Consider the following 16,575-nt stretch of genomic DNA (forward strand, 5'->3'; position numbering starts at 1 on the left):
CATATTATAAATTAAAATAATAATTTTTATTTTTCTTTTGAATTAGCTACTTCTTTAATCATTTTAAGATCTTTAAGTTCAACCAACATGAACAATCCATATTTTTTGATTAAATCCAGTAAATCTCTTTTAGTTTTAATCACAATATTTCTTTTAGAAATATTTTCTTTTACTTCACAGTTTCTTAATAACTTGTTAAGTTTATCTTGGGTATTAACTTTATTAAAATGGCGAAGATTTTTTGCCGTATTAATATAGGACTTTAAACTTTCTTTTAAATCTTTAAAAATGTCTAATTTTGAAAAATGCATTTCAACATTTTTAATAAAATCTTCAATGATTTGATTAAAGATAAATTGATTAAGATTATCTAATGGTTCTTTTTCTTTATTTTCTTTGAGTGCTTTGGAATAAAAAGAATTAATATTTTTATATATTATATTCGTAAAACTATCTAAAAAATTGCTAATGAATTCATAACAAAAATTAATTGCTCTAATCTTATCTTCATCATCTAATTGATCGATATTTTGGTTATTGATTACAGATTGTAAAAAGTATAAGAAGAAAAATCTTGTTGGTTTGTAAAAATTAAGTTTGTTAACGATGTTAGTTCTAGCTTTTGATAAATCTTCATAAACATAACAATCTGCATAAATTAAATAAAATTCGCAAATGCTAATTGCTGCATTAACAAAATTGAAAATTTTACTTTTTAGTTGTTTATCATCAATTGGCGATTCATAAATGAAACGATAAATATCATCAGGCTGTTTAGTTTTATGATCATCAAAACCATCAAACTCATTACTAACTTCATCATAAAGTTGATTTGATAGATCGTTAGTTTTTAAATAAGCAACATTTTCTTGTTCTTTTTTGGTTGATAGTTTGTTATTAATTAACGCTTTAAGTCGATTAATCCCATCATCAGAATGATAAACTTCATCAAGATCTTTTTGAGTTATACCTTCATAATTCAATTTTGATACTTTATGAATTTTATTAGCAGCTAACAATTTAATGCATTTAGTTGTCGCATTTTTACCAGCTTCGTCATTATCCAAACATAAAACAATTTCATTAATCTTATTTAGTTTGAATTTAATTAAATCAATTTGGTGTTGGGTTAGTGCTGTTCCCATGATTGCTACTGCATTCTTGATCCCGATGCGATATAAAGCAATAACATCCATATAACCTTCACATATATATAGAATGTTATTGTTATTATCAAAATTTAAAGCGTGGTAGTTATATAAAATATCACCCTTAATGAAGTAATCAGTTTCAGGCGTGTTTATGTATTTAACATCATCATTAGAACTGATTGTTCTACCCGAAAAACCAACAACTTTATTAAATTTATTTCTGATCGGAAAAATTACTCGATTAATGAAATAAGAATTATCAGAATCTGAGATATATTTGACATATCTAAGATTGGCTAAAATGATTTTTTCATCAACTTCTTTATTAAGGTGTTTTTGATAAAACACCTTTAAATCTTCAACCATGCGTTTGGTTGTATATGTTTTTGGATGAAACCCGATTTGGAAATCATTTAAAATACTGTCATAAGATAAATAACGTTTATCTAAAAAATTACGTAATTCTTGATTTTTAGCATACTCTAATCTCAAATTAGTTGTTGCTTTTGTTGTCAAAAATTCAATTAAATCATAGAATTCTTTATCTTCTTCTTTAATAGGATCAGCAGCTTCAAAATTAGCTGAAAATCCAAGTGATTTTAGATCAATATTTTCAATTTCAATGATCTTTTTAATTGCTTGATAATAATCGAGATTTTCTTTTTTCTTAACGAATTCAATAATATCACCAGCTTCATTACAACTAAAACATTTTCAGACTTTTTTAGTATCACTAATACTTAGTGATGGTTTATTATCACTATGAAAAGGACATAATGAAATATAGTTTGATCCCTTTTTATTAATATTGATGTATTTAGAAATTAAAGAAGATAAACTAATATTTTCACGAATATAACTGGCAATTTGTCTGAAGTCGTTATTCATCTAAACTAAAGTTGTTTTTTATTCATTTTTTAAGATCAGCAATTGGCAATTTAAATTGTTGCATGCTATCACGTTCTCTGATTGTTACAATACCTTTTTCTAACGAATCAAAATCATAAGTTAAACAGTATTTTGTGCCGATTGCATCATATCTACGATAGCGTTTACCAATCGATCCAGAACTATCAAAATCAAAACGGTGATAAGTGTCACTAATTGATAATAAATCACTATAAAGCTCATAAGCTTTATCTTTTAATTTATTAACCAAAGGTAAGATTGCTAATTGATATGGTGATAATTCAACTGGTAATCTTAGCACTTCGCGTTTGTCGTTATTTTCTAATTCTTCAACACAATAATGGTTTGAAATCAAAGCATATAACAATCGTTCAATCCCTACTGATGGTTCAATCACATCTGGAATTAATTTCGAACCATCAAGATCGTTTGTATAATCTAATGGTTTATTAGAATGATTTGAATGAGCACTTAAATCAAAGTTTCCACGATGAGCTAATCCCCAAAGTTCAGAATTCCCGTGAGGGAATTTGAATTCAAAATCAATAGTTCGGCTTGAATAGTGTGCTAATTCTTCTTTATCAATATCGTGTTTTTTAATTTTATCTGGACTTAGTTGCAACTTGTTAAATAAGAAATCTTCAATCTTATTAACAAAAAAATCAAACTTATCACTTACTTGATCAGGTGATAGGAAATATTCAATTTCGAATTGTTCAAATTCTCTAGTTCTAAAAATAAAATTACCTGGTGTAATTTCATTTCTAAACGCCTTACCAATCTGAGCAACTCCGAATGGTAATTTCATTCTTTGAGTTCTTACAACGTTTTTAAAATTGATGAAAATCCCTTGTGCTGTTTCTGGTCTTAAATACAGAGTATTTAATGAACTTTCAACTACCCCTTGGAAGGTTTTAAACATTAAATTAAATCGACGAATTTCAGTTCAATCATGATTTTCACACTTAGAACATTTAACATTCTTATCTTTAATAATGTTTTGTAATGTGCTTAGTTCGGTATTTTCAGTAATCTTAATGTTACTATCTAATTCTTCAATTAATTTGTCAGCACGATAACGTGTTTTACAATGCTTACAATCAATTAAAGGATCTGAAAAATTATCCAAATGCCCTGATGCTTTTCACACTTCTGGATTTAAGATAATCGAAGTGTCTAACATTTTCATATCAGGTTGTGAAAACACAAAGTGTTTTAACAACATTTGCTTAAGATTATTTTTTAATAAAGCACCAAGTGGTCCATAATCTCATGAATTTGCTAATCCATTATAAATTTCAGATGATTGATAAACAAATCCATAGTTTTTTAAATAATTAACTATTTGTTCTTGCGTCAAGTCCATAATAATAATATTTTAACTTTTTATATAACTAAAAATCTGTTCTAAATAAATTCCAGCATTGTGATAAATTGATTTTGCTAATCCCTTTATTAAAGATATGTATTGTTTATGCTCTAAAGCAGAAAATTCGTATGAAGTTTTATAAATTAATGAAAAAAAGTTAGTCATAAAACTTTTGTTGTATAAAAATTCATTATATTTATAAGCACACTTTTCACAAACACCCACCATATCTTTGAATGATAAAGTGATAACTTGTTTGTTATTACAATACCCACATTTAGTTAAATCATAGCCTAACCCTTCAATCTTAATAATATTTAATAAGATGTAAATAATGATCGTTTCATTACTATAAGTTTTATTGTTAACAAAATTAATTACATCATCATAAAAATTAAAGTAATTGGCTTCTAATAAACCTTTTTTCTTGCTAATGTATTCATTCATAACAAGAATTGGTAAAGATTCACTAATGGTTGCATCTTTGGTATCAATTGGATGGATTTTTTTTAATTTTGATAACCGTTCAACACTTCGTGATTGAAAAAATTCAAAGTTATGTAATGAACCAATTGTGATGTATCTGCCATTTTTGGATAAGATTTTCTTCGTGCCTAACGCAATCAAACTAATCAAGGAATTATCTTCAAATAACACCTTAATAATCTGATCAAATTCAGCATAATCAAAATAATCGATTAAATAACCTTTTTTTGTTATAGCACTCATTTCTTATGACCTAATGATTTGATTAGATAATCATCGTTGCGTCATTCTTTTTCAACTTTAACAAAAAGTTTTAAATTGATTTTGCAATCATAAATATTTAATAATTCCATTCTAGCAGCCATACCAATTTTTTTAATCATTGAAGCGTTTTTACCAATAATGATTTTCTTTTGTGACTCACGTTCTGTAACGATTGCACATTCGATGTTGAACATCTTTTTTTCTTGATTGTAATTCTTAGTTTCAAGAATTACAGCCACTGAATGCGGAACTTCTTGATAAGTAAAATTCAGAATTTTTTCACGGATAATTTCGGTAATTTCAAAATTATCTTTTTCATTTTCATCAAGTTGTGATTCTGGAATTTCATATTGTTCATCTAACAATTGATATAAACCATCATCAATTTGATCATTAACTTCATCAACTAATAAATTAGTTTTTATTGTTTTAACGACATTAAATGAATCACGAATTAATTTATCTGCTTCATTGATATTATCTTCATTTTTAATCAAGTCAATTTTTGAATAAATTACGATTAAATTATCAATTTTATATGACTTGATAATGTTTAATAAGTTGATAAATTCTTCGCTGATTTTTTTAGCACTATCAACAATTAAAATACAAGCATGAGCATGTTTATAAGCTTGTTTAATTTCGCTGTTTAAAAATAAGCTTAACTTATTAAAACTCTTATGAAACCCAGGAGTGTCAAGTAATAAATAATCAACTTTTTCATGTTCAATTTTATGAGCAATAACATTTCTTGTTGTTTGATCATACTTAGAAACAATTGCTACTTTATTTTTAGCAATCTTATTAATTAAAGTTGATTTACCAACACTAGCTAATCCAGTAATGACAACAATTCCTGATTTTTTCATACGCACTTTCTGATTTTTTTAATAACTTGATTCAAGATTTTATCTTGAATATTTAAGGTTACATATTCATATGCATCACTTTGCTCATGATCAAATTCTAATAGATGCATTAAACCATGAATAATCATTCTAATCATTAAATATAAATAACCTACTTGATATTTTTTAGCATCCTTAGCAATCTTTTTTGAACAAATGAAAATTTCGCCCAATAATGGTGAAACGATTTCAACATTTTCTCACAAGCAAACACTAATCACGTCTGCTACGTATTGTTTATTTCTTAATGAAGTATTAAGTTCTAAACTACGGGCTTCACTAATAAAATTTAGTTCGTAATATAGTTTATCTTTGATTTTGAAATGCGCTGAAAAACAATTATTAATAATAATTAATAATTGTTCTAAATCGTCTTTAAGAAATGCTGGTGGTTTAATTACATCAAAATGATTAATCATACTTAATTAATTATAGATTAATCGATTTGATTAAATGTTGATACAGAACAGATTTACCTAAATAAAAACTAATTGTTCCAACCGATTCATTAATCGATTTTTTAGTTGTCAAAATTAGGGTGTTATCTTGATTTTCATCGATATTAAATTTAATTGCTTCATTAGAATTCTTGTGATAACCCAATAAATAATGTGCTTTATTATTTTTAATAAATTGTTCTAGATCACTTTGATCAGCATATTTTATGTAATATTGATTATCAATTCTTTGGTAAGTAAAGTTGGAATAAACATTAACCTTTATTAAAAAGACCATACCAATAAAAGTAATAATCACAATCAAAAGACCAGCAATAATGCTATTAATTATCTTATTCATAATCGTGCAAGTTTATCCTGTTTTTAAAGTATTTCATAAAGCTATTATCATGCTCAATCATGATTGTTAAATTGTTCTTAATAATGTGTTTTACAATAACTTCAAACACGACATGTTTAACCGATTCATCAATGTTATTAAGCACTTCATCTAATAAAAATAATTTATTGCGAACATTATATGAATGTAATAGTTTTAATACTTGATTTTGGCCTGAACTTAGATTGTATTTATCAGCATCAAAAAGCTTAAAATACTCGATGATTTTTAATAATTCTGGTCTTCTGTTTTTCTTCATAAATTCAATTAATCATTCATTGTCTAATTCAATATTAGTCTTTTGATCTGATAAATAAACGACGTGATTTAAGAAGAATTCATTGCTATATTTATTAATATTAACTTCATTGATATAAATTTCTCCTGATGATAATAATTGACGTTTAATAATTGATTTAAGTAATGTTGATTTCCCAGATGCATTTTTGGCATACAAAAATGTTGGTGCATTGATTGTTAAATTTAAATCATTAAATATTGGATTTTGATCAAAAAATAAATAAACATTTTTAAAACTAACAGATTTAATTACTCTTGTTCGATCAATCAAATTATTAACTTCATTTTTTAATAACAAAAGATTATTAACTTTTTGGTATGAAATATAAAACTCATAACTTTCATTCATAAATCTAATCAAACCATCAATGCTACTAATCAATAATCCCTGTAATGTGCTGACATAAATTAGGGTTGCTAAATCAATTGTGTTTAAATTGATAATTAATGAAATTCCAACAACTAATGTGATGCTAGTAATAAAATACTTAATTAGTTCAAAAACAGAATTACTAACATTGACATTTAAATGGATTTTCTGGTTTAAATTCTGATTTTTCTTAAAAATATCATTAACTTTATCATTTCAATAATGATAAAACCCTTGATGTTGGGAATTAATAATGGTTTTATGAAATTCATATAAGTATGTTTGCTGTTTGATTTGTAATTCCTTAGATTTTTGGTTATATCCTTTAAATCACAATAAATTTAAGATCAAATAAATTAATGAAACAACACTTTGAAATAAAGTGATAAATAAGAAGAAAACATGAATTTTATGAAGCAAAATAATTGCAGTAATAACAATTAAAAAGTTATTAATAAAATTAGATATTTTCTTAATATAAAAAGTTAAACAAGTATTTAAATAATCATCATATTTATAGATTGTGCCAATATCATCTTTGATAACCTTAATTGTTTTAGGTAAACTGAAAGTATATAAAAAAGTTTTTCATCAATATTGGTATTTATTCTTAATTAATTGTTGTTGTCAAATATTCAACAACCCTGAACCAATTAAGTTTATTAACTTAATAATAATGAAGGTAATGATGATAATTAAGATGTTATTAATTACTGAAGTATTTATGACATCATTGATTAAAATTTTAAATAAAAAAGTTAATCCAATACTACTAAAAGTAATGAGTAATTCAATCATTAAAAATATCAAAATATACGGTAAATTTATGATATTTTTAAATCTAAATTGCGTTTTATAATTAACAGGAATATAGTTTTTAAGATCAGGTTTTACAAGAATAATTACACCCGCAAATAATTCTTTGAATTCATCATAATTAATTATTCTTTTTTCATTATTTGCAGAATCAAAAACAACGAATTTATTATTCTTATTTTTAACAATCACAAAGTGATTAAAATTATCTGCTTTTAATAAACAAACTAAGTATTGGTTTTTAATCTTAATTAGTTCATCAAATGTTGCTTGGTAAGATTCACAATTCAAATAATGCGCGTTAGCAATACTTTCAAATTGAGCAATATTAATTCCCTGATTGTTAATATGCGTATTAGCTTTAATCATGAAATCATTTAGTTCATAACCAAAATGATGTTGATACAACATCATGATTACACTAATGCCACAATCATTACGATCTTTTTGCTTAATTAATTTCACAATATTAAATTACATATCAAGATATGTTTTTTATCTCTAAAAAACACAAAAATTAATTAAGCAAAATAAAAAAACACCAATTCTTTCCACTAAAAATTGGTGTTCTTTAAGTTTTTTGCATAATGGCTTTAATCTGTGATTAAAGTAAATCGGTTAGATTCTATACTGACAATTAATTCAACAAAAACGTTGATTATAAATAAATTAGAAAGAATAAATTAAATGGTAATTAAAAAGGACAAAAATATCTAATAGAAAGGAGTAAAAACAATATGAAAGAAAAAAATTAGTAAAAAAATTAAATCAAGAGAATGATAATAATTATGAAAAATAAACTAATTAATTGTTTTTCTAGAATTGGGTTAAACCGATTGGATAAGTTAATTATCAGAATCTAGATCAGCTAATATACTGCTAGTTTCGATATTGGTCTTTGTTTTTTTATTTAGTCTGTCTTTATTAACAACAATAAGTGCATTCTCAGTTGTCTTGTTATCATCAGCATTAATGTATAAATCAGGCGAAATAAAATTTACAGGATAATTTTGGTTTTCAGGGTGATTAATTAAGTAATTTCAATTGTAATCCAAACTTCGATTCGAATGAATCAAACCGCTAATCTTCTTGCCAATAATCGTAATAGTCGTTTCATCACCATCAGCATCACTATTCCCAAACACAATATGGGCGTTACTGCTAACAGATTGTCTGATCTTACTATTAATCTCATCATACAATCTTCCGGGGAATTGCCTGTTGAGTTGATACATAACAATCAGTTTATCAGCACTCAATCAATCTTGATTTAAAAGATCGATATTTCTTAAATCAACTTGGCTACTTGAAATCTTAATTTCTTTCACCAAGAATTCATAAGATGATTCATCATTAACATCAAAAAATTCGGTTAAATCAGCATAATCAATATCATGAATTGTTTTTTGTTGAATTAACTTAATAATCGCATTAATTGAAGTTCCAATCTCATAACTAATCGCTTCAAAACGATCAAGCACTGGTAGATTAGATAATTTTTGGTTTAAATCATCGTTTCTAATTAAGTTCGTAGCCGTTGCTTTTTTTAATAATAAATACAAAGCATCTGAAGCTTTTTCATAAGTTAAATTACCTTCATTTGCTGATGGCATTAGTGCATAAGATAAGGTAAGAATATTCTTTTCAGCTGTTTTTTGAACAATATACTTAGCACCAGCTGTGCCAACTCCTTTACCTAATCCAGCAACAACAATACAGATGTCACAATCTTCTAGAATTTGATCTAGATTGCTATCAAAATATTGCGAAATTGCATTGTGGGCTTTTTGAATATTTCCACCAGTTCCATAACCATTTGTGTATGGTGTGTCAATCAGTAATTTAATAGATTTTGAATTATATTTATTTTTTAAAGTTGCTAGATGTTTAGCATCAGTATTTAATAAATAAAAAACAACTTCATCATTAATTAAATGATTAAAATTTACAGCAATATATTCAACGATATTTGAACCAGCATTACCAATACCAATCACCTTAATTTTTTTGTTATTTTTATACTTACTAACAAAGAAATTTTCTTGGTTATTAAATTGATTTAAATTTGATGAAAATGTTTGATTTTCTCGTAAATTATTGTTAAAAAAATCTTCATCAAAATAACCTAATTTTGGTAATTTTTCTAAATCCAAATCATTCTTATCTGAGTTTATTAATTTGTCGAATTCAGAATATAAAACCTTTAGCTCTTCTTTTGCTTGTTCTATTGAAAAATCTTCGTATTTTTTCTTATCTGAATCTGACATAACTTAAATATTATTTGGCACTCAATTTAGTTAAAATGCTATTGATTTCTTTATTGATTGATAGCAAGATTGCTTTCTTGTCACTTTCATGATCGTAGTTGTAATCATGTTGTGAAATAATGTGATTATCAATTTTGTTAATTGATAGATCAAATTCGTATTGTTTTTTGATTGCTAAATATGATTGTTGGTATTGTTTTTTAGCAGATCATAATTTTAATGAATACAATTTTGAAATCTCAACATCATTAACTAACTCATTTTCTTTGTTTAATAAGTTGTTAGCAATTGCACTATTACGATTAGTGTTGATAATAATTTGTTTGATTTCTTTTTTGAACTCTTGCTTGATTAATTCTAGTTCTTTATTAATGTGATCAACAATTGGAACAATGTATTTTTGAATGCAAGCATCTAAATCTTGTTTTGATAAATATTGGTAATTTAAGAATTGATCACTTGTTTTAATTAATAAGTTGTATGAACTATCTTCTGCTAAGTTTAATAAAGCGTTGTTGAAATATTGTTCAATAATGTCGTTTAAATCGTTGTTATTATTTTTTGGATTTAATTTCTTAAATACATTAGCTTTAACCTGATTTAAACCAACGTTCATTTTTCTAGAAATAATGAAAGTATCATCTAGATAAATATTAATGCTGGTGTGATCATCTAATACATCAATAACTAAACTATCAGAAGCGTCTTTTAATTGTTGAGTTGCTAAGTAATTTAATTCTTGACTACTAATGCCACATACTTTTAAACCTAATTGGTTAATTGTTTGTTTTAAATCAGCTAATAGATTTGATTTTGTATGATAAACCAATAAGATTGCATAATAATCAGTGTTGGCTACTAATTCGCTTGCCGCATTTTTAGTATTTTTTTCAACTGTTTTATAAATCTTATAATCAATAATTTGATCAGGATTTAATTTAGTCTTATTAGAATTGAAAACAAACTTTTTAATTTCGTTGTGAAATTGATCAGCACTTAAATAATTAATCACATTTGTTGCAACTTGAGTTGATTTTAAGTCATTAATTAAACCATCAAAATTAAGAATTACTTTTTGAATCAACATTTTACTACGTTGATTAATCAGATCTAATTGTTGTTGGATCTTTTGTTGTAATAATGTTTTATTAATAACTTTATTTTCGTCGTATAAGTTGGTGTTTTCAATAGTTATTTGACGCAATAAGTGCATTGATTTGTCATCATTAGTTGATAGCACCAAATCAATACTTTCTTTTTTAAATGTGATTGTTGCGTAAGTTTGTTTTAAGTTATACATACTATTTGAGATGTTCTAATAAGAATAGTTTGGCTGATCGTGATCGTTTGTTTTTTTCTAACTCTTCAATTGAAGGTTCTAATCCCTTGTTGAAGTGATTTTTGTAGTTTAATAATAATTCGTTATTGATTGGAACATTGCTTAAACTATCAGTTGATGTAAGTTTTCTAAAGGCCTTTTTAATCATCTTTTCTTCTAATGAATGGAATGAGATAATTGCTAATCTACCATTTTTATTAAGAATATTAGGAATGATTTCTAAAACCTTTTGCAATACTTCTAGCTCATTATTAACAGCAATCCTGATGGCTTGAAAATACTTTCTTGCTGGATGTTTTTTTTGATAAAGTTCTGATGGCTTAACATTCTTTTTAATCAATTCAACAACTTCTAATGTTGTTAAATCTTTTTGTTCAAATGCATTTTTAAGAGCGATTGCTACTTTTTTACCATCTGAAATTTCACCATACTTTTTAAAAATCGTAATTAATTGATTAACTGTTGAACTCTTAATTAATTCTGTTGCATCAAGTTTTTGCTCTTGGTTCATACGCATATCAAACTTGCCAGCTTGATGATAACTAAATCCGCGAGTTGCTTGATCTAATTGATAACTAGAAACCCCTAAGTCAATTAAACAGCCATCAATTTTTTCTATTTTTAAATTAGCTAGATGTTTTTTGACATTAACGAAATTATCTTTAATTAATGTCACATTGTGATGTTCTTTGAATAACTCTTTACAATGGTTGATTGCTATACTGTCTTGATCAAAACCAATTAAATGACCTTGATCGCTTAGCGCTTTAATGATGTTATAACTATGCCCACCAAATCCAATTGTTAAATCAAGATAAGTCCCGTTTTTATTAGTTATTAAGTTTTGCATCACTTCTTTTAATAAAACGGGGTAGTGAATGTCGTTATTAATGATCATTGTCCATTGCTTCGGCTAATTCAGTGAACTTATCAAAGTTATCTTCATTAAATTGATCGTACGCTTTTTGATCTCAGATTTCAATGTGATCACCCATACCAATAATGACAGCTTCTTTAGATAAACTAGCCATTTGTTTGAAATTAGCTGGAATTAAAATTCGGTTAGCACTATCAATTTCAACTGTTGATGAGTTAGCAAACAGCAATCTGCGGTAGTTTCTACTTTGTTGGCTGTTGCTTGATTGTGCCAAGAATTTATTAGCATACTTATCAAATTCTTCAGGTGTACGTAGTTCTAAACAACCATCTAACCCTCTTGATAAAACCACACTGTCTTTAATTAGGTTTCTTAGCTTAGCTGGAATGCTTAATCTACCCTTAAGATCAATATTATGTTGATAGTTGCCGATAAACATATTATTAACCTCCTTTGGATAGAACTTCTACGTATTAATATTCTAAATTAAAATCTCCCACTTTCAAACACTTTTCACCACAATTATTTTATCAACCTTCTAAACACCTTTATTTTAAAGGTTTTTAAACTAAAATTTTTTTTGGTTATAAGTAAGAAAAAAATGACCTGGCAAGGTCATTTTTTAACGATTTTGATAATTTAGGGGGTTAAAGTGGGAGGTTATTCGTTCTCATCATAACGGTTTGAATCAAAGAAATTACCTTCTTGGTATGAATCAGGATCAAAATGTTTAATTTCAGGTAAATCATCAATTGATTCAATTCCGAATAAATCAAAGAATTTTTCAGAAACATTATATAAGAACGGACGGCCAGGAGTATCAGCACGGCCAACTTCAACGATTAATTGTTTTTCTAATAAATTATCAACTAGATTTAATGAATCTACACCTCTGATTTCATTAATTCTACTTCTAGTACAAGGTTGGTTATATGCAACGATTGCTAATACTTCCATCATTCCCTTGTTTAATGGGTTTTTGAATTTTTCAGAAACATAGCGTTGCATTTCAGTTTTAACAGCAGCCTTAGTTAAGATCTTATATCTACCACCATAGTTTTTAATTGTTAAACCAAAGTTGTGATTGTGATCATAACTATAAATCATTTTTTCTAGCTCATTAAACAATTCATCTTGATGTAATCGTGGCACAATCTTATTTAATTCTTGTAAGTTCATCCCATTCTTACCAGCCACATATAAAGCAGCCTGAATGATTGCTTGAATTGATAATGTTTTTTTAACATCAGTTGTTGATATTTCATCTGGATTTTCTAAATCATCAACAATTTCACTAGTTTGAGAGATTGCATCCTGAACAGATTGATAGAACTTTTCATTATCTTGGGTTTCAAAATCAATTGTTGAATTACCAATATCTTCAAATGTTGTTTTTTTAGGTTTAGCTGTTAGTTTATCAACTTGTATAGAAAAATCTTTTTGATCTTCTAAGATTTGTGATGTTGATAATTCTTCAATTGGTTTATTGTTATTTAATTTGAACTTTTTAGTTACTTTTTTAATCTTAGTTGTTTTCATAATCAATTAATGCTTAGGATTGTTATTTTATTCTTCTATATTATTGTTAGTTTCAACTTCTTGGAGTTGATCATTATCATCCAAACGAATTTCACCAGTATGAAGTGCTTCTAGTTTTGCTTCTGAATCATAATCTTCTTGCTTATCATCAATTAAATCATTAAGTTGTTGGATAATCAATTCAGCTTCATATAAGATTTGTTTTGATGTTGGTTTTTTAGCTTTTAGATCAATCACTTCATTATTTTCATCAAGTAGATTTTGTTCTTTGGCTTTATTTAGTTTTTCTTGTTCATCAATCTTACGTTGATTAATTCTGATATTAATTTTTTCTTCTGGTGATAGTTTTGCATAATCTTCTTTTGATACATAATATTCACCATACTTTTTCTTAAAGTATTCTTCACGTTGTTTGAAGAATGCTTGTCTTCGTTGTTCTTGGATTTGTTTAATTGATTCTTTTAATTCAGCTTCATCTTGCTGTTGGCGTTTGATTGCATCATCAATTGATTCTTGCACGATGACAATTTTTGAAACATCAATTAATGAAATAAAGATTTCAGCATCATCTTCATTTTGTGATAAATCGATTTTTTGCTCTCTTACTAAAACTAATAAACAAACAAAAGCTGTAACAAAATATCGTAAGCTTAATTTGTTTGGATCAATTTGTTCAAAGACTGTTTGTAGATCTATTTTTTGATCATATTGATCGTTTAATAATCTTTTAATAATACTTAAGATTTCAGCCTTAACATCTTCGATTGATAATTCTTCAATGACAATCTTGTGTTCGGTAATTGTTTTGATTTTCAGTTTTTCAAACACCCGCTCCATGGCTGCTTTTAATTTCTTAGGATTAACATAATCAGGTAGTGGAGCTTCTGGTAGATCGTTAGTTGTTAATTTGAAAACATCCCAATCATCTTCATCTTTTGAAAACAATGAAAAACGTTCTAATTGCATCTTACTTAATGAAGGAAGTAATTCTGAATAACGTTTATATTCAATAATTCTTTTGACAATTCGATCACGTTCATCATCGTTATTTAGATCAATTTTTTGTTCATCATCAAAACTAGGAATTGATAAATCAGATTTAATTCTTAATAACTCACTCGCCATGAATAAATAATCTGACACCACATCAAGATTAATCATGTGCTTGTTAATGTATTCAAAATATTGGTTGGCTAATTCAGATAAATCCAGTGCCATGATGTCCATTTTTTTATCTTTAATTAAATGTAATAATAAGTCAAACGGACCACTGAAGTGTTTGAATGATAGGTTTAAAAAATCATCAGCAATATTTAAATTAGGTTCTTCAATTAATGCTTCTGGTTGTTTGGTGTTGGGTTTACGGTTTCAATATTCAACAACAAATTGATCGTGGTGCTTTTTATCAACTAGTTCAAAATCATCATAACTAATATCAACAAACAAATCACATTGATAATTATCAGGTAATTTGGAAATGATTAATTGATCAGCAAACTTAATTGATTGTTCAATAATTTTTTTGCCACCAATAATAAATAGATCAACAACACTAAAATCAATTAGTGCTTTTTTAATATCTGAATATAAGAATAATTCATTATTATGCTTTAATTCGCTTTGGTGTTTTTTTGAAATCACAATGTTTGCACGATTGTCTAACAATTTATTAATTGCAACATACGTGTTATACCCCATGATTATTGGGTGGTTAATCGTGGTTTTTTTAAAATGTTGTAATTCTTCTTTTATTTCTCACGGAATATTATTGTTCTTAGCAATCCCATGATGGTTATCTTCACACCAAATCAATTTGATCATAGTTATTAAGTAATTTACTTAAATTTTTATCATATCTAGATTTATAGATAATAATCGTTTTACTTATTTTTATTAATAAAAATATAAAAACAGTTATCGTTGGTTGATAACTGTTTTTTAGGTTTGTTTTATTTTTTATTTTGCCAATCTTTTAGTTGTTTATCATAAACTGCTTGGATCTTCTCATTAATCGTATTAATTAAATAAGTTGATTCAGTTCTTGAATATTCGATTGGATTTAAGGGTTTTAAAAATTCAATGAAAATTTTATGTGATTTAGCTTTCTTAAAACCTGGTTGAACTGGTCGTTTTTTATCTGAGATTTTTTCCATTCGTCCTTGTGTGTTGAATAAACTAAAGGGAACGATTGGACAAAATGCTTTGTAAGCAGCTTTGATTGCACCCGGCTTAAACTCAGCGTTTTGGTGCGAAAAAATTCTAGTTCCTTCAGCAAAGACACAAACAGATGTTGATTTTAATAATTCAATCTCATCAAGGGTTGCTTTGGCTGCTTGACGGATATTATTACGATCAATAAAGATAACATCAATCAATGACATAATTTTGCCAATTGATTTTTTTTGTAGTTCAGTTTTAGCTACAAAAGTTAGTTCAGTAATATCTTTTAAATGGTTTGCAATCCAGATTAAAACAAATGCATCAATGTTGGATTTGTGATTACCAATGAACAAAACGGGTTTTTTGGGAATCTGATCTTCATTTTTCATGATAATCTTAATTCCTTTAAAAAACAATACCCGACAAGCTAAGATATAAACTGTTCTAAAACGGCTTTGCTTTGAATAAAAACTGGCATTATTTTTATAAATACTCGCTTTAATTAAAGCAACTAAATATCTAATTAAAAATTCAATGCCAACGAATGGAAAGATTAAAAAAGCTAATAATCTTAATATAAAGCGCATTAAACTCTTTCAGCCACTACTAATGCAATTAAATTATCACCTTCGTATGAAATTGATAAGTGTAATTTAATTTTTTCATTTAAAACACATTCATAAGCACCATTAACTTTTCTGATTTCAAGTTGTGTGAATTCATCTTTAGTTTTTAATGCTTTAAAGATTGCTTCTTTAAATGCTCAACGTACAGCTAAAAATACATTTTGGTTAAAATCACCAATAATTGCTCTGTATTTATCTTGTTCGTGATCAGTTAATAATTTTTTAATAAATTCAGGTGATTTCTTTTGTTGCAATCTTGCGATATTAGTTACATCAATCCCAACGCCAATAATCATATTTTTTTGTCCTCTATGTTTAATTATTATTAATTACTCTTATTATTATATAATACCCAAT

15 protein-coding genes are annotated in these 16,575 nt (G+C 26.4%); all 15 read right to left on the reverse strand.

Translation table 4 applies throughout. The features are described 5' to 3' along the window. Positions 1 to 26: 26 nt before the first annotated feature. The 15 genes from dnaG to JJE79_RS02185 all read right to left on the reverse strand — a co-directional run bounded on the left by dnaG (position 27) and on the right by JJE79_RS02185 (position 16,514). A complete protein-coding gene (gene dnaG / locus JJE79_RS02115) occupies positions 27 to 2,039 on the reverse strand; it encodes a DNA primase (RefSeq protein ID WP_222925984.1) in 2,013 nt (670 codons plus the stop codon). Beyond that, positions 2,032 to 3,426 carry a glycine--tRNA ligase gene (locus JJE79_RS02120; protein WP_222925985.1) on the reverse strand — a complete coding sequence of 465 codons (1,395 nt, stop codon included), beginning with the start codon at positions 3,424 to 3,426 and terminating at the stop codon, positions 2,032 to 2,034. Before JJE79_RS02120 ends, dnaG begins: the two co-directional genes overlap by 8 nt. A 12-nt stretch (positions 3,427 to 3,438) precedes the next feature. Then, positions 3,439 to 4,158 carry a DNA repair protein RecO gene (recO, locus tag JJE79_RS02125; protein WP_222925986.1) on the reverse strand — a complete coding sequence of 240 codons (720 nt, stop codon included), beginning with the start codon at positions 4,156 to 4,158 and terminating at the stop codon, positions 3,439 to 3,441. After that, the gene (gene era, locus JJE79_RS02130) at positions 4,146 to 5,048 is read right to left on the reverse strand and encodes a GTPase Era (RefSeq protein WP_222925987.1); all 903 of its coding nucleotides are present in this window, start codon (positions 5,046 to 5,048) and stop codon (positions 4,146 to 4,148) included. The genes recO and era overlap by 13 nt, the downstream gene beginning before the upstream one ends. Then, positions 5,012 to 5,506 carry an rRNA maturation RNase YbeY gene (ybeY, locus tag JJE79_RS02135; RefSeq protein WP_222925988.1) on the reverse strand — a complete coding sequence of 165 codons (495 nt, stop codon included), beginning with the start codon at positions 5,504 to 5,506 and terminating at the stop codon, positions 5,012 to 5,014. Before ybeY ends, era begins: the two co-directional genes overlap by 37 nt. 10 nt (positions 5,507 to 5,516) lie before the next feature. Then, entirely contained in the window at positions 5,517 to 5,885 is a 369-nt protein-coding gene (locus tag JJE79_RS02140) for a hypothetical protein (RefSeq protein WP_222925989.1), read from the reverse strand. Next, positions 5,878 to 7,875, reverse strand: a complete 1,998-nt coding sequence (locus tag JJE79_RS02145) for a cysteine peptidase family C39 domain-containing protein (RefSeq protein WP_222925990.1) — start codon at positions 7,873 to 7,875, stop codon at positions 5,878 to 5,880. The genes JJE79_RS02140 and JJE79_RS02145 overlap by 8 nt, the downstream gene beginning before the upstream one ends. A gap of 380 nt (positions 7,876 to 8,255) precedes the next feature. Then, positions 8,256 to 9,677, reverse strand: coding sequence for a cell division protein FtsZ (locus tag JJE79_RS02150; RefSeq protein ID WP_222925991.1), 1,422 nt, complete (start codon positions 9,675 to 9,677; stop codon positions 8,256 to 8,258). Positions 9,678 to 9,687: 10 nt separating this feature from the next. After that, on the reverse strand, positions 9,688 to 10,977 hold the full coding sequence (locus JJE79_RS02155; RefSeq protein ID WP_222925992.1) for an MPN316 family protein: 1,290 nt from the start codon (positions 10,975 to 10,977) through the stop codon (positions 9,688 to 9,690). 1 nt (position 10,978) lies between these two features. After that, entirely contained in the window at positions 10,979 to 11,914 is a 936-nt protein-coding gene (gene rsmH, locus JJE79_RS02160; protein WP_222925993.1) for a 16S rRNA (cytosine(1402)-N(4))-methyltransferase RsmH, read from the reverse strand. After that, positions 11,904 to 12,332, reverse strand: coding sequence for a division/cell wall cluster transcriptional repressor MraZ (mraZ, locus tag JJE79_RS02165; RefSeq protein ID WP_222925994.1), 429 nt, complete (start codon positions 12,330 to 12,332; stop codon positions 11,904 to 11,906). Before mraZ ends, rsmH begins: the two co-directional genes overlap by 11 nt. A gap of 221 nt (positions 12,333 to 12,553) precedes the next feature. Further along, complete coding sequence (gene scpB / locus JJE79_RS02170; protein ID WP_222925995.1) at positions 12,554 to 13,432, reverse strand: SMC-Scp complex subunit ScpB; 879 nt, start codon at positions 13,430 to 13,432, stop codon at positions 12,554 to 12,556. A gap of 27 nt (positions 13,433 to 13,459) precedes the next feature. Continuing rightward, on the reverse strand, positions 13,460 to 15,253 hold the full coding sequence (scpA, locus tag JJE79_RS02175; RefSeq protein ID WP_222925996.1) for a segregation/condensation protein A: 1,794 nt from the start codon (positions 15,251 to 15,253) through the stop codon (positions 13,460 to 13,462). 128 nt (positions 15,254 to 15,381) lie between these two features. Further along, the gene (locus JJE79_RS02180; RefSeq protein ID WP_222925997.1) at positions 15,382 to 16,179 is read right to left on the reverse strand and encodes a 1-acyl-sn-glycerol-3-phosphate acyltransferase; all 798 of its coding nucleotides are present in this window, start codon (positions 16,177 to 16,179) and stop codon (positions 15,382 to 15,384) included. Continuing rightward, on the reverse strand, positions 16,179 to 16,514 hold the full coding sequence (locus tag JJE79_RS02185) for a holo-ACP synthase (RefSeq protein WP_222925998.1): 336 nt from the start codon (positions 16,512 to 16,514) through the stop codon (positions 16,179 to 16,181). The genes JJE79_RS02180 and JJE79_RS02185 overlap by 1 nt, the downstream gene beginning before the upstream one ends. Positions 16,515 to 16,575: the final 61 nt, after the last annotated feature.

Origin of the sequence: Mycoplasma sp. E35C, from assembly GCF_019873825.1 — a bacterium.
Classification (GTDB): Bacteria; Bacillota_I; Bacilli_A; order Mycoplasmatales; family Mycoplasmoidaceae; genus Mycoplasmoides.